General features: G+C 33.3%; 23 protein-coding genes. 6 read left to right on the top strand and 17 right to left on the bottom strand.

What is annotated here, in order from left to right; genetic code table 11:
• Nucleotides 1–98: 98 nt before the first annotated feature.
• The 6 genes from mscL (at nt 99) to AB8B90_RS12130 (ending at nt 8,803) form a co-directional block, all read left to right on the top strand.
• Nucleotides 99–500, top strand: coding sequence for a large conductance mechanosensitive channel protein MscL (mscL, locus tag AB8B90_RS12155; protein ID WP_405337248.1), 402 nt, complete (start codon nt 99–101; stop codon nt 498–500).
• 130 nt (nt 501–630) lie between these two features.
• On the top strand, nt 631–1,620 hold the full coding sequence (locus AB8B90_RS12150) for an aspartate-semialdehyde dehydrogenase (RefSeq protein WP_405337246.1): 990 nt from the start codon (nt 631–633) through the stop codon (nt 1,618–1,620).
• 206 nt (nt 1,621–1,826) lie between these two features.
• Nucleotides 1,827–3,206, top strand: coding sequence for an Ig-like domain-containing protein (locus AB8B90_RS12145; protein ID WP_405337244.1), 1,380 nt, complete (start codon nt 1,827–1,829; stop codon nt 3,204–3,206).
• Nucleotides 3,207–3,234: 28 nt separating this feature from the next.
• Nucleotides 3,235–5,259: an FG-GAP-like repeat-containing protein gene (locus AB8B90_RS12140; RefSeq protein WP_405337242.1), complete on the top strand. Its 2,025-nt coding sequence runs from the start codon at nt 3,235–3,237 to the stop codon at nt 5,257–5,259.
• 81 nt (nt 5,260–5,340) lie between these two features.
• Nucleotides 5,341–7,818 carry an FG-GAP-like repeat-containing protein gene (locus AB8B90_RS12135; protein ID WP_405337240.1) on the top strand — a complete coding sequence of 826 codons (2,478 nt, stop codon included), beginning with the start codon at nt 5,341–5,343 and terminating at the stop codon, nt 7,816–7,818.
• Between the two features lie 73 nt (nt 7,819–7,891).
• On the top strand, nt 7,892–8,803 hold the full coding sequence (locus tag AB8B90_RS12130) for an ABC transporter ATP-binding protein (RefSeq protein ID WP_405337238.1): 912 nt from the start codon (nt 7,892–7,894) through the stop codon (nt 8,801–8,803).
• Here the strand turns inward: AB8B90_RS12130 and AB8B90_RS12125 are convergent.
• From AB8B90_RS12125 to AB8B90_RS12045, 17 genes are all read right to left on the bottom strand, one after another.
• Complete coding sequence (locus AB8B90_RS12125) at nt 8,793–9,350, bottom strand: 4'-phosphopantetheinyl transferase superfamily protein (protein ID WP_405337236.1); 558 nt, start codon at nt 9,348–9,350, stop codon at nt 8,793–8,795. The two genes, AB8B90_RS12130 and AB8B90_RS12125, sit on opposite strands and share 11 nt — an antisense overlap.
• Nucleotides 9,347–9,601, bottom strand: a complete 255-nt coding sequence (locus tag AB8B90_RS12120; protein ID WP_405337234.1) for an acyl carrier protein — start codon at nt 9,599–9,601, stop codon at nt 9,347–9,349. The genes AB8B90_RS12125 and AB8B90_RS12120 overlap by 4 nt, the downstream gene beginning before the upstream one ends.
• Nucleotides 9,602–9,604: 3 nt before the next feature.
• Nucleotides 9,605–10,876: a beta-ketoacyl-[acyl-carrier-protein] synthase family protein gene (locus AB8B90_RS12115; protein ID WP_405337232.1), complete on the bottom strand. Its 1,272-nt coding sequence runs from the start codon at nt 10,874–10,876 to the stop codon at nt 9,605–9,607.
• Nucleotides 10,873–11,310: a 3-hydroxyacyl-ACP dehydratase FabZ family protein gene (locus AB8B90_RS12110; protein WP_405337250.1), complete on the bottom strand. Its 438-nt coding sequence runs from the start codon at nt 11,308–11,310 to the stop codon at nt 10,873–10,875. The genes AB8B90_RS12115 and AB8B90_RS12110 overlap by 4 nt, the downstream gene beginning before the upstream one ends.
• Before the next feature lies 1 nt (nt 11,311).
• Nucleotides 11,312–12,109, bottom strand: coding sequence for an SDR family oxidoreductase (locus AB8B90_RS12105; RefSeq protein WP_405337230.1), 798 nt, complete (start codon nt 12,107–12,109; stop codon nt 11,312–11,314).
• Nucleotides 12,103–13,155 (bottom strand): type III polyketide synthase, encoded by a 1,053-nt coding sequence (locus AB8B90_RS12100; RefSeq protein ID WP_405337228.1) that lies wholly within the window; start codon nt 13,153–13,155, stop codon nt 12,103–12,105. The genes AB8B90_RS12105 and AB8B90_RS12100 overlap by 7 nt, the downstream gene beginning before the upstream one ends.
• On the bottom strand, nt 13,152–13,871 hold the full coding sequence (locus AB8B90_RS12095; protein ID WP_405337226.1) for a methyltransferase domain-containing protein: 720 nt from the start codon (nt 13,869–13,871) through the stop codon (nt 13,152–13,154). Before AB8B90_RS12095 ends, AB8B90_RS12100 begins: the two co-directional genes overlap by 4 nt.
• Nucleotides 13,868–15,007, bottom strand: coding sequence for an NAD(P)/FAD-dependent oxidoreductase (locus tag AB8B90_RS12090; RefSeq protein WP_405337224.1), 1,140 nt, complete (start codon nt 15,005–15,007; stop codon nt 13,868–13,870). Before AB8B90_RS12090 ends, AB8B90_RS12095 begins: the two co-directional genes overlap by 4 nt.
• Before the next feature lies 1 nt (nt 15,008).
• Complete coding sequence (locus tag AB8B90_RS12085) at nt 15,009–15,548, bottom strand: YceI family protein (protein WP_405337222.1); 540 nt, start codon at nt 15,546–15,548, stop codon at nt 15,009–15,011.
• Between the two features lie 36 nt (nt 15,549–15,584).
• Nucleotides 15,585–16,043, bottom strand: a complete 459-nt coding sequence (locus AB8B90_RS12080; protein WP_405337220.1) for a 3-oxoacyl-ACP synthase — start codon at nt 16,041–16,043, stop codon at nt 15,585–15,587.
• Nucleotides 16,030–16,734 carry a monofunctional biosynthetic peptidoglycan transglycosylase gene (gene mtgA / locus AB8B90_RS12075; RefSeq protein WP_405337218.1) on the bottom strand — a complete coding sequence of 235 codons (705 nt, stop codon included), beginning with the start codon at nt 16,732–16,734 and terminating at the stop codon, nt 16,030–16,032. Before mtgA ends, AB8B90_RS12080 begins: the two co-directional genes overlap by 14 nt.
• Before the next feature lie 9 nt (nt 16,735–16,743).
• On the bottom strand, nt 16,744–17,853 hold the full coding sequence (locus tag AB8B90_RS12070; protein ID WP_405337216.1) for an NAD(P)/FAD-dependent oxidoreductase: 1,110 nt from the start codon (nt 17,851–17,853) through the stop codon (nt 16,744–16,746).
• 205 nt (nt 17,854–18,058) lie between these two features.
• On the bottom strand, nt 18,059–19,408 hold the full coding sequence (gene accC, locus AB8B90_RS12065; protein WP_405337214.1) for an acetyl-CoA carboxylase biotin carboxylase subunit: 1,350 nt from the start codon (nt 19,406–19,408) through the stop codon (nt 18,059–18,061).
• 79 nt (nt 19,409–19,487) lie between these two features.
• Entirely contained in the window at nt 19,488–19,970 is a 483-nt protein-coding gene (gene accB, locus AB8B90_RS12060) for an acetyl-CoA carboxylase biotin carboxyl carrier protein (RefSeq protein WP_405337212.1), read from the bottom strand.
• 36 nt (nt 19,971–20,006) lie between these two features.
• Entirely contained in the window at nt 20,007–21,002 is a 996-nt protein-coding gene (locus tag AB8B90_RS12055) for a beta-ketoacyl-ACP synthase III (RefSeq protein ID WP_405337210.1), read from the bottom strand.
• 180 nt (nt 21,003–21,182) lie between these two features.
• A complete protein-coding gene (gene rpmF, locus AB8B90_RS12050) occupies nt 21,183–21,386 on the bottom strand; it encodes a 50S ribosomal protein L32 (protein ID WP_204344563.1) in 204 nt (67 codons plus the stop codon).
• Nucleotides 21,387–21,394: 8 nt separating this feature from the next.
• On the bottom strand, nt 21,395–21,885 hold a 491-nt coding region (locus tag AB8B90_RS12045; protein WP_405337207.1), incomplete at its 5' end, for a YceD family protein.

The raw sequence follows: 21,885 nt of genomic DNA, 5'->3' as shown, positions 1-21,885 counted from the left end.
TTCTTAACATAGTTTAATAAACTAGTTGTTATTTGTGACTTTTTAATTAAATTGGAGTCTTAATTTAAGTAAAACTAACTATTAACACATTTAAAATTATGTTTAAAGAATTTAAGAATTTTATAATGACAGGAAATGTCATTGATTTAGCAGTTGCTGTTATTCTTGCTGGCGCAGTAGGATTAGTAGTTAACGGATTTGTTTCAGATGTAATGATGCCAATTATTGGTCATTTCGCAGGAGGTGTAAATTTCGCCGACATGAAGCACATACTTTCTCCAGCAGTGCTTGCTGCAGACGGAGCTGTAACTACGCCAGAAAACGCAATTATGTACGGTAAATGGATTAATACCATTATTAATTTAATTATTGTTGGGTTTGTATTATTTATGATTGTAAAAGCATACAACAAAACGAAAACACCACCTGAAGCACCTGCACCAGCTGGACCTTCTGACAATGATTTACTTGCAGAAATTAGAGATTTACTTAAAAAATAAGATAGCTTACCGCTACATTACATATTTTTTTAATCTTAACCACCTCAGCTATTGAGGTGGTTTTTTTATAGGTATTTAAGATTTTAAAAATGAATAAATTCCTACTTTTGCTTAACAAAATTAAATTGCAATGAAATTAGCTATAGTTGGAGCCACTGGTTTAGTTGGCCAAGTCATGTTAAACGTACTTGAAGAACGTAATTTCCCTATTTCAGAACTCATTCCTGTAGCTTCATCTAAATCAATAGGTAAATTAATTTCTTTTAAAGGGAATGATTATGAGGTTGTTGGAATACAAGATGCAATTGACAAACAACCAAATCTTGCTTTATTCTCTGCTGGAGGAAATACTTCATTAGAATGGGCTCCAAAATTTGCTGAAGCAGGAATTACAGTAATTGATAACTCATCGGCTTGGAGAATGGATCATTCAAAACAATTAATTGTGCCTGAAATCAATGCAGATAAACTTTCAAAATCTGATAAAATAATTGCCAATCCAAATTGTTCTACTATTCAAATGGTTATGGCATTGGCTGCATTACATAAAACCTATAAAATTAAAAGAATAGTTGTCTCTACATATCAATCTATTTCTGGTACAGGCATAAAAGCCGTGAAACAATTAGAAAATGAAGTTGCTGGTATTAAGGGGGAAATGGCCTATCATTATCCTATCCATCAAAATGCAATTCCTCATTGCGATGTTTTTGAAGAAAATGGTTATACCAAAGAAGAAATGAAATTGGTCCGTGAAACGCAAAAAATATTAGATGATCGCTCTATTGCTGTAACTGCTACTGCAGTAAGAATCCCTACAGCTGGTGGGCATAGTGAAGCTGTAAATGTTGAATTTGAAAACGACTTCGAACTTTCAATGGTCAGACAACTTTTAAATGATTCTGAAGGAGTTACAGTTCAAGATAATATTGATGTAAATACGTATCCAATGCCAATTTATGCACATGGTAAAGATGATGTATTTGTTGGTAGAATTCGTAGAGATGGATCTCAACCCAACACTCTAAACATGTGGATTGTAAGTGATAATTTACGTAAAGGAGCTGCAACTAACACTATTCAAATCGCGGAGTACTTATTAGCTCATAAACTCTTATAAAAATTTTCTGAAGAATAATTAGGGTTTTTTCTATTGATGTTGTTGTATTAGCGAATAGGTTGTCCTCTTAAAATTAAACTGCCTTAAATTAGCTCAGCTTTACGCTAAACGTAGCGTCTTGTTGTCTGAAAAAAAGCGTATTACATCTAATTAATTGGATTTATACCTAGTTTGTGACTATATTTACTGTCCAAATTTTACTATAAATGTTTAAAAATTACTTTAAAACTCTATTTTTTGTTGTGTTGATCATCTCGATGCATTCCTGTGCAGATGATGACAAGAGTGATGATTACATAACTCTTGATATTGAAACATTTGCAGATTTTGTTGATGTTATTCAAAATAATTCAATTGAAATAGATGTTTTAAGTAATGACGCTAATATTCCTAACAATGGAACACTTACTGTTAGCGCATCCATAAATGGTACTGTTGAAATAGTAGATACTAACAATACACCTGACAATCCTTCAGACAATGCGGTTTTATATACACCAAACCTTGATTTTATAGGAACTGACATGTTTACTTATACCATATGTAATAGTTCAGGTAATTGCCTAACTGAAGATGTTACTGTAACAGTGACTCCAAGTTTAGAAGTTGTGTATAATCCTGATGAACTTCCATATCAAACACTTTCAGAATACAATTTTTTTCAAGGTGATATGAAAGATCTGGAGCCAGTTCCTGGGGTTTTGCCTTATAACTTAAATTCACCTCTTTTTACAGACTATGCTCATAAAAAACGTTTTATTTGGATGCCAGATGGAACTATAGCTAACTACAATAATGATTACACGCCATTAAATTTTCCTGTAGGCGCGATTCTTATAAAAAGCTTTTATTATGATAATGTTCAACCTTTAGGTAATACTCGTATTATAGAAACACGTTTGATGTTTATGACTGATGAAGGTTGGGATTTTGCAAAGTATGTATGGAACGACGAACAAACAGAAGCTACATTCACAAATAATGGTAGCTTTACAAGTTTTGACTGGATTGATGATGATGGAACACCAAAATCAGTTAATTACAGAATTCCTTCTCGTAATGAATGCTTTTCGTGTCATAACAAATTTGGAACACCATTACCTATTGGTCCGAAGCCTCAAAATTTAAACAAAGATTACAACTATTCAGAAGGTACTTTAAATCAATTAAGTAAATGGATTGAGGTTGGCTACTTAGAAAACAATGTTCCTTCAAATATTATTTCAACAGTTGACTGGGAAGACACCTCTCTTCCATTAGAGCTGAGAGTGCGATCGTATTTAGATATCAACTGTGCACATTGTCATTCAGAAGAAAGTTATTGCGAATATCGCCCAATGCGTTTAGCATTTCATGAAAATGAAGATGATGTAAATAAAGGCGTATGTGTAACACCAGACACTCAAATATCTCCTTTAACACATATTATAGCGAGTGGACAAATTGATAAATCTGTGTTACACTTTAGAATCAGTTCTACTGAAGAACAATATAGAATGCCTCTTTTAGGAAGAACACTTCAACATACTGAAGGTGTTAGACTGATAGAGGAATGGATTAATTCCTTAGATGGAGATTGCGAATAATTAAACTAAAATTTGAAAATAAATTATTATGAAAACTAAATTACTTTTATTAACTGCAGCGTTTATAGCGTTTAGCTTTCAAGCTTTTGCTCAGCCTGTAAATGATGTTTTTTCTGGAGCAATTCCAATTACACCAGCTGCTGACGGTTCTGGTTGTGGTACTAGTTCTTTTAACCTTCCATTTTCTACTGATGGTACAACAGATAGTGGATTACAAGGTTCTTGTAGAGCTTCAGGTTTAGATCAATTTTTTACTTGGACTGCTACTACTACTGGTTTGAATTTTTTCTCACAAAACCCGGGAAATCCAGGTATTGTGGTTTATAATTCAACAGGTACTGTAGAGATTACATGTACTGACACCTTTGCTACTGAAACTATTGGTGGATGGAATATTGGTGACGACCTTGTTATTCAAATTTATGATTTTGAAGGGACTGGTCTTTCTGATGTTGCCTTTTGTTTAGAAGCTACTAATAATGCTCCACTACCTACTCCTGTTACATTTACTTCAAGTTCAGCAGGAGCTTCTGGAAATTATAGAATTGCTTGTGTAGATATGAATGGTGACTTCCTAGATGATTTAGTCTCTATATCATCTACAAATGTTAATATCAGACAACAAAATGTTGGAGGTGGTTTTACAACAATAGATATTCCTACAACTCAAGCTAACTTTCTTCCTTCATGGAGTTTAGCCGCAGCAGATTACAATAGAGATGGGTATACAGATTTATTGTATGGTGCAGGAAATGGTGTAACTATTATGAGAAGTGATGGTACAGGTAGTGGATTTACTGAAATTTCTGGTCCCCAAGATGTATTCTCTCAACGATCAAATTTTGTTGATATCAATCAAGATGGACACTTAGACGCGTTTGTTTGTCATGATGTAGCACCAAACGTGTTCTACATTAATGATGGAAGTGGAAACCTTACTTTTAACCAAGGTGGTTTAGGTGATTATTCATCTGGAGGAAATTATGGTTCTATTTGGATTGATTATGATAATGACAGAGATTTAGATTTATTTATCGCTAAATGTGGTGGTGAAACTGCAAGACGAGTAAATCAAATGCATACTAATGATGGTACTGGAAACTATACTGAAAATGCATCAGCTATCGGTTTAGCTGATCCAATGCAAACATGGTCTGCTGCTTGGGGAGATTTTGATAATGATGGTGATATGGATGTTTTTGTAGGTGCTAGTTCAGGAGATCACAAAATGATGCGTAACAATGGTGGTACTTTTGAAGACATCTCAGCTTCTACTGGAGTAAATTTATTAACTCAAAACTCTACTGAAACTGTAACTTTCGATTTTGATAATGATGGTAATTTAGATCTTGTTTCTGGAGGGAATCTCTTATTTGGTGATGGAAACATGAATTTCACAGTACATACTGGTGTGTTTCCTGGAGCTGGAGCTTATGGTGATATTAACAATGATGGTTATATTGATGCATTTAACTCTAGTAACATATATACAAACAATAAAGAGACAAATAACAATTGGATAAAAATTCATACTGTAGGTACAACAAGTAACATAAATGGTATTGGTGCTCGTATTGAAATTTACACAAACAGTGGTGTTCAAATTAGAGATGTAAAAAGTGGTGACGGATTCAGATATATGAATTCTATCAACACACACTTTGGTATAGGTAGCGACACAACCATATCTCATATCATTGTTTACTGGCCTAACACTGGGTGCGAAACGTATATGAATCCACCTATTAACCAACCATTTACAGCAACAGAAGGTGGTGGTTTATCTTGTGATACTTTAGGGGTTGATGACGAAACAATTGGAATGAATGTAACTTTATCTCCTAACCCTACAAAAGATATTTTAAATATCTCTACGGCAACACCTTTAAGCGAAAATACTATTTGTACTGTTTTTGATATTAATGGTAGACAACTTATAACGACACCTTTAAAAGGTCAGTCTATCGATGTTTCTTCATTGAGTACCGGAAATTATATTTTAAGAATTATATCTGATGATAATGTAATTACTCAGAAATTCATAAAACAATAAGCTTAAAAAAAACCTCCAAATTTTAGTTTGGAGGTTTTTTTGTTATTTTTAGCATCCATTGTCTATAATACACAGATTATTATGAAAAAAATTACATTACTTGCGTGCCTTGTAATATCGTATAGTTCGATAGCTCAAGTTCTCAATCAATCAGCTAACTGGCCAAATAATAATTGGACCATTACAGGTACGTATGAAACAAATCCAGATGTTTTTACAGACAACCCAACAGATGCGTCCTCCAACTTTTCTTTTGATGATGATGAAGCTGGTGGATCATCGATAAATAATATTGCTGCAGAGTCAAATACAATTGACTTAACTGCTGCGTTTAATGCTGGAGAAATGCAAATAACTGTCTCTAGTAATTATGTTTTCAATGTTTATCAAACTGAAGATTTAAAAATACAGTACTGGGATAATGATGCCGGAAACTGGTTCGATTTTAATCCAGAATTAACTCAGACTAATAATGCTCCAAATGTAGATTTTTGTAATGGTCCTTCACAATTTGTTGAAAGATCACTAATGATTACATCATTTACAGCTTCTCAACTTTCATATTTTAAATACAGAATTCTTTATGATGACAATGGATCTTTTGGATGGGGTTTTTGTTTTAGTTCTCCAACTATTACATCAATTACACCTCCTCCATGTCCAAATATCGATAACTTATCTGTTACATATGTCACATTAGATAGTGCGAATGTATTTTGGGATATCGGTGATATTGAAACGTCTTGGGAAATAGCTGTTCAAGCCGCTGGTACTGGAATACCTTCTGGGTCTGGAACGACAACAAGTTCAAATAATCCTCACACTTTAAGCGGATTAAATATAAATACATCTTATGAAATTTATGTTAGAGGGTTTTGTGGAGGAACAGATTTCAGCAATTGGATTGGACCTGTAAATTTCACAACATTGGTTCCTTCAAGAGTTAATTATTCTAGAGAAACTATGGATATTGGAGGTTATGATTTAACTGTTGTTGATATGAATGGTGACAACCTAGACGACATTGTATCTGCAACTTCTACAAATGTAAATATACATTACCAATTAAGTTCTGGTGGTTTTAATGAAGTCGATATTACAACACCAAATGCAAACTTTTTACCTGGTTGGAGTATGGCTGCGGCAGATTTTGATAGAAATGGCTACACAGACTTACTTTATGGTGCTGGAAATGGAGTTACTTTTATGAAAGCAAATAATTCTGGAACTGGTTTTACTGAAATTTCTGGACCTGAATATGTGTTCTCTCAACGTTCAAATTTCGTTGACATTAATAATGACGGTCACCTTGACGCCTTTGTGTGTCATGATGTGGCTCCAAATGTATACTACATCAATGATGGATCTGGTAATTTAACTTTTTATCAAGGTGCTCAATATGATGATGGTTGTGATAACGCACCAACTTCAGTAGATGATACTGGTGTTGTTGGTGGTTTAGGAAACTATTGTTCTGGTGGTAATTATGGGTCAATTTGGATTGATTATGACAACGATAGAGATATGGATATGTTTATCGCTAAATGTGGTGGTGAAACCGCAAGAAGAACTAATCAAATGCTAACAAATAATGGTGATGGTAGCTTTACTGAAAACGCAAGCGGCCTTGGTCTTGCCGATCCAATGCAAACTTGGTCTTCATCTTGGGCTGATTATGATAATGATGGTGATATGGATGTGTTTGTTGGGGCTAGTTCAGGTAATCATAAATTGATGCGTAATAATGGAGATAGTACTTTTACAGATGTAACTTCTGGTGCTGGTGTAAGTAGTGCTCCTAATGGGCACGAAAATGTTAGCTATGATATTGATAATGATGGATATCTTGATATTTTATGTAATGGAATGATTTTATATGGAAAAGGTGATCTTACCTTTGAAGATGCAGATGGTAATCAAATCGATTATAAAAATGGATCATTAGGAGATTTGAACAATGACGGATTTATTGATGCCTATTACAATGGCGAAATATATTGGAACTTAACTACAAGTAATAACTGGATTAAAATAAACACTGTTGGTACTGCTAGTAATATTGATGGAATTGGTGCGCGTGTAGAAATCTACACAGACAGTGGAGTTCAGATTAGAGATGTTAGAAGCGGTGAAGGTTTTGAATATATGAGTTCTTTAAATACTCATTTTGGTATTGGAACTGATACTAACGTATCTCACGTTATTGTTTATTGGCCAAATTCTGATTGTGAAATGTATTTAAACCCTCCTATCAATCAAGCATTTGATGCTGTGGAAGGTTCGGGTTCTACTTGTCAAACACTAGGAGTTAATGATGAAGATATAACTTCAGATTTCATGTTGTCACCTAACCCTACTCAAAACGTTTTAAATATCACTACTAGCTTGCAACTAGAAAATGCAATCTATAATATTTACGATATTAGTGGTAGACGTGTAATGACTAGTTCACTAAATAGTTCTAAAACTATTGATGTGTCTCAATTAACAGCTGGAAATTATATTATAAGTATTGTTTCTGAAAACACTATTAGAAATCAAAAATTTATTAAACAATAGTTCTATTAAATTTATTGTTTCAAAAAAGCCGTTACACTAAATGTAGTGGCTTTTTTTATGGTATTTTTGTACTATGCTTCAAGTTAAAAACCTCTCTTTTAGTTATAAAAAAACTAAAATTTTAGACGACCTTAATTTTTCTGTAAATACAGGAGAACACATTGCTGTGATTGGAGAAAGCGGCTCAGGTAAAACGACATTACTTAAGCTTCTTTATGGTGAATTCGACTTAAATCATGGTAACGTATATTGGAAAGAGGAAGAAATTCTCGGACCAAAACACAATCTTGTAATTGGCTACGATTTCATGAAGCATGTCGCTCAGGAATTTGATTTAATGCCATATATCAGCGTTGAAGAAAACATAGGTAAGTTTTTATCGAACTTTTTTCCAAAAGAAAAAAAAGAACGTACTGAAGAATTACTAGACGTTGTTGAACTAAGTGCTTTTTCTAAAACCAAGGTCAAGCTTTTGAGTGGTGGTCAAAAACAGAGGGTTGCTTTGGCTCGAGCTTTGGCTAAGCAACCAGAAATTATGTTACTTGATGAACCTTTTAGTCATATCGATAACTTTAAGAAACAATCGCTACGACGTCGTGTTTTTAAATATTTAAGAAAAGAAAATATTACGTGTATTGTTGCCACACATGACAAAAATGATGTACTTGGATTTGCAGATCGCATGATGCTCTTAAACAATGCGAAAATAGAATCAAACGATACCGTAGAGCATCTTTTTAAACAACCTAAAACACCTTTAGTTGCGTCGTTCTTTGATGAATATAATATAATCAATAATGACATCATTTACGCCCATCAGCTCAAAGTTATAGAAAAATCAGATATCGAAGTAAAGGTAGTAAAGAGTTATTTTAAAGGGTCTTATTATTTAATTGAGTCCATCTACGAGAACAAGACTTTGTTTTTTGAAAATAATGAAGCACTTACTGAAGAACAGAGCATTTTTTTAAAAATCAGCAAATAGCATAAGCACCATAGTTTCCATGATGTGATAGTGATATTGCTTTAAAAGCTAATGTTCTATTATTAAATAAATTAGGAACTCCTAAAGCTGTCTTTATTATTTTAATTGAATATATATCTTTGTCATATTTATGAGAAATTAAACGCGTTCTCACCTCTTTACTCTGATTATTAGAGTACAATTTAAAGGCATCATTTTCTGGAACATAATCTCTCTTAGAACTGGCTACACTGTGGACGTATTCTGAAGTAATTTCTATTTTTAAATAATAAAGATTTGTATCAATTCTTACGACACCTTTATCTTTAAGTATCAATTGGCATTGTATTCGTTTCGGATTGAAAAAACCGTGTTCAAACTCTCGTACATATGCTTTATAAGCCGCTTCTTTCATACTCCACATCAACCAAACTGAAAGATTATCGTCTTCAGATGAAGAAATTATTAATTGTTCTTGACGTGTAAATACTTTATCTAAAAATCGTGGTCGTTTCCAATTAGAATCTTTAGAGGCTTGTTTTAAATCAACAATGTCATTACCAATCATTTTTCAGCTAGCTTTTCATTTACAATACCCATAGCAGCTTTTACAGATATCATTTTTTCCATATCGTCATTTTCAATTCTTATATCAAATTCATCTTCGACATCTAGTATAACATCAACTAAATTAGCTGAGTTTATTTTTAAATCATTAATGAAATCAGTGTCTTCCGAAAGGTTTTCAAAAGCCTGTTCGTCTTGGATATAAGGTTGAACAATAGTTTTTAATTTGGCAATTAGTTCTTCTTTTGTCATAGTTTAATTATATCTCTTAAAGATAATACAAGCGTTTACATCGCCAAAACCAAAACTGGCTTTTGCCACGATATTTAACTCATTATATACTAATTGTTTCACAATTTTATCGTCGGAAATTAATTCGGAGATCTCATCGTGAGTATCTTCACAGTTGATATTTGGAAACAAAAATTGTTGTTTTAGCTGTAAAACCGTTGCAACACTTTCAATACTTCCAGCTGCTGCTAAACAGTGACCAACCATTGATTTTAATGAGTTAATATAAGGGAAATTCTCTCCTTTTCTGTCAAGAGCTTTCAGCCAATTTTCAATCTCAAGGCTATCTTTTGAAGTGGCAGTTAAATGACCGTTTATTGCATCGATATCATTTGCAGAAATATTAGCATTTTTAACTGCTTCTTTAATACAATGTTGAACAGCTTGGGCATTAGGAGCTGTCATAGTTCCGCCTTGACGTTGTCCGCCGGAGTTAATATGACCTCCTAAAAGCTCAGCATAGATTGTCGCATTTCTTTTTAAAGCACTCTCTAATGATTCTAAAACTAAAGCTCCTGCTCCTGCTCCTGGAACAAAACCTGAAGCTGATGCACTCATGGGTCTTGACCCTTTTTCTGGTGAATCATTATGTTTGTAAGTCATGACTCTCATAGCATCAAATCCTCCCCAAATATAAGGCCCATCATCACTGCAACTTCCAACCAACATTCGTTTTGCTTGACCATTTTTTATGCGCTCATAACCAATTAATATGGCTTCTGTTCCTGTTGTACATGCCGAAGAATTAGTGGTGACTTGATTTCCTAAACCAAGTATTCCGCCTAAAAAAGCACTAATACCACTTGCCATGGTTTGAACCACAACTGTGCTTCCAAGACGTTTGACTTGTTTATCATCTAATTTATAAATCGCTTCCCTAAATTTTTCAACTCCAGAAGTTCCTGTGCCAAAAACAGTTCCACTATCAAAATCCAATTTACTATTTGAATCTATTGTAAAACCAGCGTCTTTCCATGCATCCATTCCAGCAATACAACCATATAGAATACCAGAACTATTAAACCCTCTTAATTGTAAAGGTGTTAAATATTCTTGTTTCATTTCTTCAGAAATTTGTGGAATTCCACCAATGCAACAGGAAAAATTTAAATCGGCTAATTGTTGGTGAAAAGTAATTCCAGATTTTCCTCTTTTAATAGCTTCAGTAAACGCATTAACACCAACACCATTTGGCGAAACAACCCCTAGACCTGTTATGACTACTCTATTATTCATGTTTTAATCATTCCTGAAATTTGTCCTCTACAAACTAATTCGTTTTTAGCATTTAGCATTTTAACTTTACATTTCAATTTATTAAATCTAAATATTTCTTTTTCTGAAACTACTGTAACTTTTTCGCCTGGAAGGACAGGCAAAAAGAAATCGACTTGGCTTGAAGTTAATGCAATTTGTGGAGGTTTCTTTTTTAAAACCTGATCTTTCATATTGTAAATACCAAGACAGACTAGTCCGATTTGTGCCATACATTCTATGAGTATTACTCCAGGTGTAATAGGATTATCCTTAAAATGGCCTTCATAGAAATAAGCATCAGATCTAAATGTGTAATTACCAATTATTGTTTGATCTGAAAACCCTGTTAATTCATTTACAAACAAAAAAGGGTCTTGATATGGTAATAATGCTATAATTTGTTCTTGAGTCATACTAACTAATATGTTCGCCTCCATCAACAGGAATTATACATCCATTTATCCAGCTGGCTTCATCTTTGGACAATAAATAAACTACGTTAGCAACATCTTCAGGTTGTGTTAACTTCTTAAATGGATTTCGTTTTAAACTATGTGCTTTTAGTTTATCGCTACCTGGAATCATTCTTAATGATGCCGTATCTGTCACTCCTGCTTGAATACAGTTGGCTCGGATTCCAAAAGGTGCAAACTCTAAAGCTATGTTTCTTGTAATGGCTTCAAGTGTCACTTTGGCTGCAGAAACAGCTGCATAATTTTTCCATGCTTTGGTATTGCCTTCGCTCGTAAAACTTATTATTCTAGCATCTTGAGCAAAAAGTTGATGTTCAAAAATAACTTTCGTCCAATCATATAAACTTATTGCCATCGCATTAATGGTTAAAATATAGTCATCATTATTAAGTGTTGGCTTTTCATCATCTAACATGGGTTTAAGGTTTCCTTTTGCAACACTATGAACCAAGGTTCTTATTTTTCCTGATGAACCAAATAAAACTTTTAACTCAGAAATTACCTGTTCACGCTTATCCGATTTAAAAGCATCAATATTAAACGATTTAAATTGTACATTCTCTTCTATGATTTTATCAAATTCAGCTTTAATCTCAGCTTCTTGAATTCTGGAGTTTCTATGAACGACACATACATTCATACCCTCTTTTGCTAGTTTTTTTGCAGTAGCTAGGCCTAATCCACTTGAACCACCTAAAACTAAAGCCCAATAATTTTTATCATCAAATTCTCTTACCATTCTAATAATATTCGTTGTGCTGAAAAACCAGGACCAAAACTCAGCATTAATCCTTTTTCTCCTTTTGATAAATTTTTATCCATAAAACGTTCTAAAACATAAAGCACTGTTGCGCTGCTCATGTTTCCATATAACTTAAGCACTTCTTTTGTGTCGTTTATATTCTTTCCTAAAGACCCGAATAAATCCTCAACAGTTTGAACAATTTTCTTTCCTCCAGGATGAAATATGAGGTGATTTACATCTTCAATTGTAATGTTATTTCGCTCCAAAAATGGATGAACAATTTTTGGAAAGTGTTCAGAAATAGTTTCAGGAACTGCTTTATCTAAAATCATTTGCAACCCAGTGTTCACCAATTTAAAACCCATCATAGTTTCTGCATCATAAAAATGATACATGGCTTCATCAACAATTTTTGGGCCTACTTCATTTTCATGCGAAGACAAAATAACACTTGAAGCACCATCACCAAAAATAGCAGCACTCACAATATTAACCATCGAAAAATCATCTAATTGAAAAGTTGCTGTTGGAGATTCTACAGCAATCACAGCAGCTCGTTTATTGGGATTTGCTTTTAAAAAATTCTTAGCATAAATAATTCCTGACACACCTGCAGCACATCCCATTTCGGTTACAGGGAGTCTAACAATATCTTGCTTCATTTTTAGAGTGTTAATCAAATATGCATCCATTGAAGGGATCATAATGCCTGTACAACTCACAGTGATGATATAATCAATATCTGTCGCTTTTAATCTCGCTTTATCCAAAGCTTTAACCAAAGATTGTTCAGCAAGCTTAACCACTTCTTTTGAGTAAATATCATTTTTTTCTTGAAAAGAAGCCTTTAAAAAGACATCTTCAGCATCCATAATTGAATAGCGTCTATCAACACCTGCGTTTTCAAAAAGTTTAATTACTTTTCTTTGAAAACGCTCTTCTTGACCAGATAACCATACATTTAAATATGGTATAATATCTTTTGTCTCTCTGGTATATTTTGGTAACTGTTTTGCTACTGATGTGATTTTTACACTCATATGTTTTTATGCTTCAAAATCCATTGAAAACGGAAAGCCCATTTCCATTGTATTTGATAATTTGCATTTATTTGCTCTGATATTTCTACTAATTCTTTTCTCTTAAATCCTCTTAGCACTGATGTTAATCCGTCTTCAACAATCGTTCTGTTTTTTATTGTAGTTGACAGTAATTTAAATAAATAATACGCTAGTTTATGTCTATGCAAATCATTAACAACAATCCCTAAACTTGCTTGTTCTAGAACTGGTTTTAAAAATGAAATAAGCGCCTGTTCTTTAAAATGATGGAGAAATAATGTTGTTAAAACTAGATCATATTTTAATTCATTAAACGCTTCAGAGAAAATATCAATTGCTTTAAATTCTATATTCTCATAAGCTTCTGATAGTGTATTGGCATAATCAACTGTGTGCTGATTTGCATCAATACCAATCAAGTGAAATTTATAGTTGTGTTTTTCTCCAAATCTAGAAACTTCTCGCAATATATCTCCTCCTCCACAACCTAAGTCAATGATCGTAATCACTTCACTCTTAGGATAATTTTTAATCGCTTTTTTAAGTCCGTTAATGGTCACTATGTTTCCACCAAGCCATCGATTTATTTTAGCTAGTTTATCAAGGGCGTCATGAAGAATTGGACCATTATAATCCAAATCATCCATGATTTCGTCTTCGTCACTTCTATATTTTGTACTAATTAGCAAACTCATTTTATTTTCATTACTTTACCATGTGTTCGTCTTATTACAAAATGCAAAATCCCTGGAAACCATTTTAACCCTTTCATTAATACTTCTGATAATTTTGGTTTATTAAATAAATTGGCAACCAAGTGACCTGTTTTAAGTCGTGATTTAAATGCTGTATTCCATTCTCTAAGATACTGCTTTTCTAGAGCATCTCTAGAAGTAATTTCTGAATTAAAAAATTTAATAATTAATTCTGATGCCATTTGTGCGCTTCGAATAGCCATACTCATTCCGTTACCACAAAGTGGATGAATTAAAGCTGCTGTATCACCACACATAATGATATGATTATCTATTGGCTTTTTATTTTCAAAAGAAATTTGACTTATCGTTAATGGCTCTTCAAAGACAGGAGTTGTTGAATTAAAAATGTCATTTAGAAACGTGTTTTTAAATACTACATTCTGCTGAAAGTCATTAATATCTTTGTGGGTTTTAAACGTTTTAAGATTCGTGATATAACATAAATTAATCGTGTCATTTTCTACTTTAGAAACACCACAATAGCCACCTTCAAAATTGTGCAATGCAACAAGATCATCTGGAAAGTTTCCTTTAACATGTGTCTTTACGGCTAAATAAGGTGATTTCCGTTTTATAAATTGGCGCTTGAGCTTAACATCAAGATTTGAACGTTTTCCGAAGGCTCCAATTACAATTTTTGCACGGAATTGCTTATCACTTTTTGTTTTTACTAAAAATTCATCATTCAAAAACTGAATGTCTTCAACTGAATCTTTAAGGATTTTTACACCGACTTTAGACGCACTAATTGCTAAAGCGTTATCTAAACAATATCGGCTAATCCCAAAGCCTCCTAATGGTAAATCTGAAGAAATAAGTATGCTTTTGGTCGTAGAAAGTTGAAATTTATCAATACGTTTTGCGCCAAGCTTAAAAACATCAATATGCAAAAACTTGAGATAAGGTAAGACCTCATTTGAAATGTACTCACCACAAACTTTATGTTTTGGATAACTGTTTTTTTCAATTAGCAAAACACTCAGGTTCGCTTTTGATAAATGAATTGCGCTAGATAAACCGGCTAATCCTCCTCCAATAATTACAACATCTATTTGGGATGTATTCTTTTTCAAATTATTCCTTTATTAAGGTGTAGTTGATATTGATTTTTACAGTATCAGACAAAATAAAACTACTTCCTCCAACTCCAAAATTACGTCTGTTAATTTCAAAATATGTCTTGAGTGTGAGGCTCCTTTTATCATTTGCAATTAACATTGGAATCTTAATAGTCTTGGTTGTTTTCTTGATTGTTAAATTAACTGTTACTTCATAATTAGCTTTTGATGAAGTCTTTTTAAAATTAGTCGCTTCTATTACTATTTCTGGATACGTCTCAACATCAAAGTAATCGTCTTTTAATAAATGTTTATCTCGCTTTTTATTTCCTGTAGTGATTGAATTGACATCTACACTTCCTGATAAAGACCATTGAGCAATATCTTCATCATTAAAGTTCGAAGTAATAGTGGCCTTTTCAAAAAAACCATTGACATTGAGTCCTAAATTTCTGATTTTAAAATCTACAGAAATTTGTGAATTTAAATCTTGAGCATAAACTACTGGTGTCAATAAAAAACTTAAAAACACACATATAATCTTAATCTTTTTCATAGATTAAAGATAACTTGAAATCTGTTTAGAACACATCTAGATAATAGAAATAATTTCAAACTCATAATCTCTAAATGTAATTTGATCTCCTTTTTGTTTTCCTAGAAGTAATTGTCCTATTGGTGTATTTGCTGAAATAGCATAGAATTTTTGATTATCTACTTTTAATTCCCCAGCACTAATAGTAATAAAGTAGTTAGCGTTACTAGTTAAAACAATACTTCCTAACCCAATATTATTTGAAGTTTGAGACAAATCAATCTTAGATAAGATTTGATTTAGCTTTTGTATTTCAGCGAGTTGTTGTCCTGCCTTTTCACGTTCTATTTGAAGCATTGCCCTACCGGTTTCATGTTTGTCGCCAGCTGAGCTTTTAGTTTCTGAAGTTAATGATATTTGAATTTCATCAATGGTTTTCTGAATCGCTTGTAAGCGGTTATCTACAAACACTTGACATTGACGATATAATCCTTGTTTTAGGTTAGTTGTTGTCATCACGTTTAGGGTAGATTAATGGTCCGTAATATCGCATTTGTTTCACGATCCAAGACTTTCTGTTTTCAATATATTTTGTTGCTGGAGTTGCTTTATAACGCAAAGGGTTGGGCAAAATTGAAGCCAATGCTGCTGCTTGGTATTTAGTTAATTTAGACGCAGGTTTTTTAAACCAATATTGTGAAGCAGCTTCTGCGCCATAAATACCAGGACCCATTTCTATACTATTGAGATATACTTCCATGATTCGTTCTTTACTCCAAATTAGCTCTATTAAAAATGTGAAATACGTTTCAAAACCTTTTCGTGTCCAACTTCTATGTGGCCAAAGAAAAACATTTTTTGCAGTCTGTTGAGAAATAGAACTGCCTCCTTTTATTTTTTTTCCTTTTTTATTATTCTCATATGCCTTTTCTATGGCCTCAATATCGAAGCCATGATGCTTAATAAAATTTTGGTCCTCACTACAAATGACTGCTAATTGTAAATCGGTTGATAGCTGTTCAATAGGAACCCAATCATGTTTCCAGCCTTTGTCTTGATGATCTGAAAGCTGAATATTTCTTATAACCATTAGTGGAGTTATTGGTACAGGAACCCATTTAAAAATTAAAACCACAACTACAGAAACCACTATGAACCAAAACACTGTTTTGAATACAAACTTAAAAAGGCGTTTTATGAATTTCATTCCTGTTATTTACAGTAATTCTGCTAATTCTTTTCCAACCAAACTTCCAATTGCGATTCCCATTCCGCCTAAACGAACTCCACAAAAAACATTTTCACTTAACTGTTTTATAATCGCCTTTTTTTGAGTTCCTATTCCCATAATGCCACTCCAACGATGCTCTATTTCAAATGGTATTTCTGGTAAAATAATTGTTTTTAAAAGCTCCTCTAATTCATTCTGAATCAATTCTGTTTGATTAAATTCTGTTGTTTCTTCGCCTTTAAAATCTAGGTTTCGTCCACCACCAAATAGAATTCTATTATCAATATTTCTAAAATAGTAATACCCTTGATCTATATGAAACGTCCCTTTGATGTTTAAATTATCTATTGGTTTTGTAATTAAAACTTGAGCTCTCGCTGGTTGTACTTCAGAAATATTTAGGGTTTGAGCAAATCCGTTGGTAGCGATTAATAGTTTAGATGTTGTAAACTCAAATTGATTTGTTTTTACTTTTACAGTATTTGAATCTTCTGAATAATCTTGGACTGTAATATTGTTCAGTATTTTAATTCCTGTCTTTTGAGCTAATTGCAATAACGAAATCATCATTGACCCTGTATCAATTTGTCCTTCAAACTGATTAAAACTTAACTCATTTTCGCAATTTTCAAAACTAAAACTATTCGGCTTAAAACTGAATATATTGTCATTAAACAATGGTTGAAAAAGCGCATTTATACTGTCTTTTTTTGCTTTGCATTCAACAATTAAGTCATCTGATTTTGAAAACAACTCATAACCTCCTAATTGTTGATATTTAATGTTCTCATCACCTAAGGTGTTTCTTAATAATTGTAATCCGTCTATACGCTTTTTAACTAATTGAAACACTTCGTCTTGAGAATGAGAATTAAGATCCTCAATAATTTCACTTAAGCTGCCAAAACAAGCAAAGCCTGCATTTTTTGTACTAGCGCCTTGAGGTAGCATTCCTTTTTCGAGAATTAAAATATTGGCCTTAGGATACTTTTGTTGTAGTTGAAATGCACAGTTTAGACCAACAATACCACTGCCAACGACCGTAAAGTCAACGTTGGTTAGCCATGATTTTATTTCCCAATACGATAAGTTCATCGCTCTAAAAATAATAGTTTTGTGTTAAGGATTACTCATCCATGCTTATTTTATTAATTTTGAATTCGTGATTACTTCGTAATTGAAGTGATATCCTTTTTTGTTATCAAAAAAGATTTAACGAATAACCTAACGCTTTGAGACATAAGCGGCAAAGGGTAAACCATAAAAAAAACTCCGAAACGTTAATTTCGGAGTTATTATATTAATCTTCTTCTGGTTGAATTTCGAAATCTTCCATAAACTTGGTAGTATAATTACCAGCTAAATAATCTGGATGCTCCATTAATTGTCTGTGGAAAGGAATGGTTGTTTTAATCCCTTCAATAACGAACTCCTCTAAAGCACGCTTCATTTTATTGATTGCTTCTTCACGAGTTTGTGCTGTAGTAATCAATTTAGCGATCATAGAATCGTAATTTGGTGGAATAATATAACCCGCATAAACATGTGTATCTAATCTAACACCATGACCTCCGGGAGCGTGCAACGTTGTAATGCGTCCTGGTGAAGGTCTAAAATCATTAAATGGATCTTCGGCATTGATACGACATTCAATAGAATGAAGGTTTGGTGTGTAGTTTTTACCAGAAATTGGTACACCTGCAGCCACTAATATTTGCTCACGGATTAAATCGAAATCAATCACTTGTTCAGTAATTGGGTGCTCAACTTGAATACGTGTATTCATTTCCATGAAATAAAAGTTACGGTGTTTGTCAACTAAAAACTCTACAGTTCCTGCACCTTCATACTTTATGTATTCTGCGGCTTTAACAGCTGCAAGACCCATTTTTTTACGTAGGGCAGGCGTCATAAAAGGCGAAGGCACTTCTTCGGTTAATTTTTGGTGACGACGTTGAACAGAACAATCTCGTTCAGATAAATGACATGCTTTACCTGTAGAATCCCCAACAATCTGAATCTCAATATGGCGAGGTTCTTCGATGAGTTTTTCCATGTACATATCATCATTCCCAAATGCAGCTTTAGATTCTGCTCTAGCAGATTCCCAAGCGTTTTGTAAATCTTCAGGTTTCCAAACAGCACGCATCCCTTTTCCACCACCACCAGCAGATGCCTTAAGCATCACTGGATAACCCGTTTCTTTAGCTGTTTTTTTACACTCTTCAAAATCCTCAATAATCCCTTCACTTCCAGGAACACATGGCACTCCAGCTTCAAGCATTGTGGCTTTTGCGTTTGCTTTGTCTCCCATCCTGTCAATCATTTCGGGTGACGCTCCGATAAACTTAATATCGTGTTCTTCACAGATCTTTGAAAACTTTGCGTTTTCAGATAAAAATCCATAACCCGGATGAATGGCATCGGCATTTGTGATTTCAGCCGCTGCAATAATGTTAGATATTTTAAGGTATGAGTCGCTACTTGAAGGAGGACCAATACATACAGCTTCGTCAGCAAACTTTACATGTAAACTTTCGGCGTCAGCTGTAGAATATACTGCGACTGTTTTGATGCCCATTTCTTTACAGGTTCTAATAACACGTAGTGCTATTTCACCTCTGTTGGCTACTAATATTTTTTTAAACATAACTTCTGGTTTAAAAGTTTATAGGTTTATCCATTTAATGCTCTTTAATTGTATAGAGCTTTAAACTTTAAACTTGAGATTATGATGGATCAACTAAGAATAAAGGTTGATCAAATTCAACTGGAGATGAATCGTCTACTAAAATTTTAACGATTTTTCCTGACACTTCAGATTCTATTTCATTGAATAATTTCATTGCTTCAATAACACATAATACATCTCCTTCTGCTATAGAAGTTCCTACCTCAACAAATACTGGTTTGTCTGGAGATGGTTTACGGTAAAATGTTCCAATTATTGGAGATTTAATTGTGATATATTTAGAATCATCTGAGGCTTCTGGACTTTCGATTGCGGCAGGAGCAACTGGTGCTAGTGCAGCAGGAGCTTGAGCTACTGGTTGACCCATTGGTATTTGTTGAACATAAGTTGTTGATTCAGACTTTGAATCTGTACCGCCAGTTCTTATGGTGATTTTTACATCATCCATTTCTAATTTAACCTCACTTGCACCAGATTTGGCTACAAATTTAATTAAGTTTTGAATTTCCTTAATATCCATAATTATTTAGTTTTTTAATTAGTTAGTTAAAAAAGTTTACGAGTTATAAGCCCATTTCAAATAAATTGAGCCCCAAGTAAATCCGCCTCCAAACGCAGCGAATATAATTTTATCATCTTTTTTTAATTGTGATTCGTAATCGTGTAATAGTAGTGGTAATGTTGCTGATGTTGTGTTTCCATATTTGTGGATATTCATCATTACCTTTTCTGGTTCTAGAGACACTCGATTGGCAGTCGCTTCAATAATTCTTTTATTGGCTTGGTGCGCTGCAAGCCAAGAAATATCATCATTAGTTAAATTATTCCTTTTTAAAATGCGCTCTGTGACATCTGCCATATTGAAGACTGCATTTTTAAATACAGTTTTTCCTTCTTGAAAAACATAGTGTTTTCCTTCATTAAATGTATCTGTATCAATCGGATAAGAAGACCCTCCATAAGTGGCTTGAAGAAACTGACGTCCTTCACCATTACTCCTCAATAATTCATCTTGCAATCCTAATCCTTCATGATTAGGCTCAAATAATACTGCGCCTGCACCATCACCAAAAATGATACAAGTTGCGCGATCTTTGTAATTTATGAAAGACGAATTTTTATCTGCTCCTATAAGAAGCACATTTTTATATTTTCCTGATTCTATATAACTTGAAGCTACTGACATTCCGAAGAGAAAGCTAGAGCACGCAGCTTCTAGGTCGAATGAAAATGCATTTGTTGCTCCTATATTAGTAGCTGTATAAGCTGCAGTTGAGGCCGCTTTCATATCTGGAGTTGCTGTTGCAACTATGACTAATTCTATATCTTTAGGATCAATTCCTTTTTTATTAATAAGGTCTTTTGCGGCATTTATAGCTAGAAATGATGTTCCTTTACCTTCGCCTTTTAAGATGCGACGTTCTTTTATACCTGTTCTTGAGGTAATCCATTCGTCGTTAGTATCGACCATCGTTTCCAAAATTTGGTTGGTCAATTTATATTCAGGTAAATAAGCTCCTACACCTGTAATTGCAGCTGTGATTTTACTCATATTATATTTTTAAAAAACAGTCTTAAAACGGCAAAAATCGTCAAAAAAAGGCAAAATTTCAATGAATTTACTAAATTTTCAACGAATATGGCGCAAATTAAGTTGTTTTTAAGACTTTTAGAAATTAAACATAAAAAAAACGCTCAGTGTTGAGCGTTTTATTGTATGCGTGCATAATACTTATGCTAAATTTTCTTCAGCTTCAGAGTTGTCAATTAATACTTGACCTCTGTAATATAATTTACCTTCATGCCAGTGAGCTCTGTGGTAAAGGTGTGCTTCTCCTGTTGTAGGACACGTAGCAATTGTAGGAACAGATGCTTTATAATGTGTTCTTCTTTTATCTCTTCTTGTTTTAGATATTTTTCTTTTAGGATGTGCCATTTTATATGTTATTTATCCGTTAATAGTTTTTTTAATGTATTCCAACGAGGATCAATGTCCTCAGATGTTTCTTCTTTTTCTTTTAAGCCTTTTGGACTTAATTCTTCTAATTTTTTAAGTATGTCAGAATCTAATGTTCCATCTTCAACTCCAGGATGAATTCGTTTTGCTGGCATTGACAATATGATTAACTCATATATGTACTGTGCCACATTGATTTCGTATTCACCATGGGGTAAAATGACAATATCTTCAAAATCGTCGTTGTATTCATCTCCAAACTTAACTACCAAATCAAAATCGCCGTCGACGCTTTGATTATAAGGCTCATTTGTGATGTCACAATTAACATTTACATTGCCTGAAACTTGAAAATGTAATTCTAACAAGGTTGATTTTTTTTCAAAAGTCAACTCTGTTTTTACATCAACATCATTAAAATCATCATACTCAAAATGCTCAAAGAACGTTTTATCAATCTGATAATCAAAATGGTGCT

Origin of the sequence: Psychroserpens sp., from assembly GCF_045105015.1 — a bacterium.
GTDB lineage: Bacteria > Bacteroidota > Bacteroidia > Flavobacteriales > Flavobacteriaceae > Psychroserpens.
The sequence above is the reverse complement of the archived record's forward strand: the minus strand, read 5'-3'. Positions and strand labels throughout refer to the sequence as shown.

Bases quoted from the DNA above. Each gene is read 5' to 3' on its own strand.
- AB8B90_RS12110 (WP_405337250.1), bottom strand. From the start codon at position 11,310: ATGACTCAAGAACAAATTATAGCATTATTACCATATCAAGACCCTTTT.
- AB8B90_RS12145 (WP_405337244.1), top strand. From the start codon at position 1,827: ATGTTTAAAAATTACTTTAAAACTCTATTTTTTGTTGTGTTGATCATC.
- AB8B90_RS12135 (WP_405337240.1), top strand. From the start codon at position 5,341: ATGAAAAAAATTACATTACTTGCGTGCCTTGTAATATCGTATAGTTCG.
- AB8B90_RS12070 (WP_405337216.1), bottom strand. From the start codon at position 17,853: ATGAACTTATCGTATTGGGAAATAAAATCATGGCTAACCAACGTTGAC.
- accB (WP_405337212.1), bottom strand. From the start codon at position 19,970: ATGGATATTAAGGAAATTCAAAACTTAATTAAATTTGTAGCCAAATCT.
- mtgA (WP_405337218.1), bottom strand. From the start codon at position 16,734: ATGAAATTCATAAAACGCCTTTTTAAGTTTGTATTCAAAACAGTGTTT.
- AB8B90_RS12095 (WP_405337226.1), bottom strand. From the start codon at position 13,871: ATGAGTTTGCTAATTAGTACAAAATATAGAAGTGACGAAGACGAAATC.
- AB8B90_RS12125 (WP_405337236.1), bottom strand. From the start codon at position 9,350: ATGATTGGTAATGACATTGTTGATTTAAAACAAGCCTCTAAAGATTCT.
- rpmF (WP_204344563.1), bottom strand. From the start codon at position 21,386: ATGGCACATCCTAAAAGAAAAATATCTAAAACAAGAAGAGATAAAAGA.
- accC (WP_405337214.1), bottom strand. From the start codon at position 19,408: ATGTTTAAAAAAATATTAGTAGCCAACAGAGGTGAAATAGCACTACGT.
- AB8B90_RS12115 (WP_405337232.1), bottom strand. From the start codon at position 10,876: ATGAATAATAGAGTAGTCATAACAGGTCTAGGGGTTGTTTCGCCAAAT.
- AB8B90_RS12120 (WP_405337234.1), bottom strand. From the start codon at position 9,601: ATGACAAAAGAAGAACTAATTGCCAAATTAAAAACTATTGTTCAACCT.
- AB8B90_RS12150 (WP_405337246.1), top strand. From the start codon at position 631: ATGAAATTAGCTATAGTTGGAGCCACTGGTTTAGTTGGCCAAGTCATG.
- mscL (WP_405337248.1), top strand. From the start codon at position 99: ATGTTTAAAGAATTTAAGAATTTTATAATGACAGGAAATGTCATTGAT.
- AB8B90_RS12080 (WP_405337220.1), bottom strand. From the start codon at position 16,043: ATGACAACAACTAACCTAAAACAAGGATTATATCGTCAATGTCAAGTG.
- AB8B90_RS12105 (WP_405337230.1), bottom strand. From the start codon at position 12,109: ATGGTAAGAGAATTTGATGATAAAAATTATTGGGCTTTAGTTTTAGGT.
- AB8B90_RS12100 (WP_405337228.1), bottom strand. From the start codon at position 13,155: ATGAGTGTAAAAATCACATCAGTAGCAAAACAGTTACCAAAATATACC.
- AB8B90_RS12055 (WP_405337210.1), bottom strand. From the start codon at position 21,002: ATGAGTAAAATCACAGCTGCAATTACAGGTGTAGGAGCTTATTTACCT.
- AB8B90_RS12085 (WP_405337222.1), bottom strand. From the start codon at position 15,548: ATGAAAAAGATTAAGATTATATGTGTGTTTTTAAGTTTTTTATTGACA.
- AB8B90_RS12130 (WP_405337238.1), top strand. From the start codon at position 7,892: ATGCTTCAAGTTAAAAACCTCTCTTTTAGTTATAAAAAAACTAAAATT.
- AB8B90_RS12140 (WP_405337242.1), top strand. From the start codon at position 3,235: ATGAAAACTAAATTACTTTTATTAACTGCAGCGTTTATAGCGTTTAGC.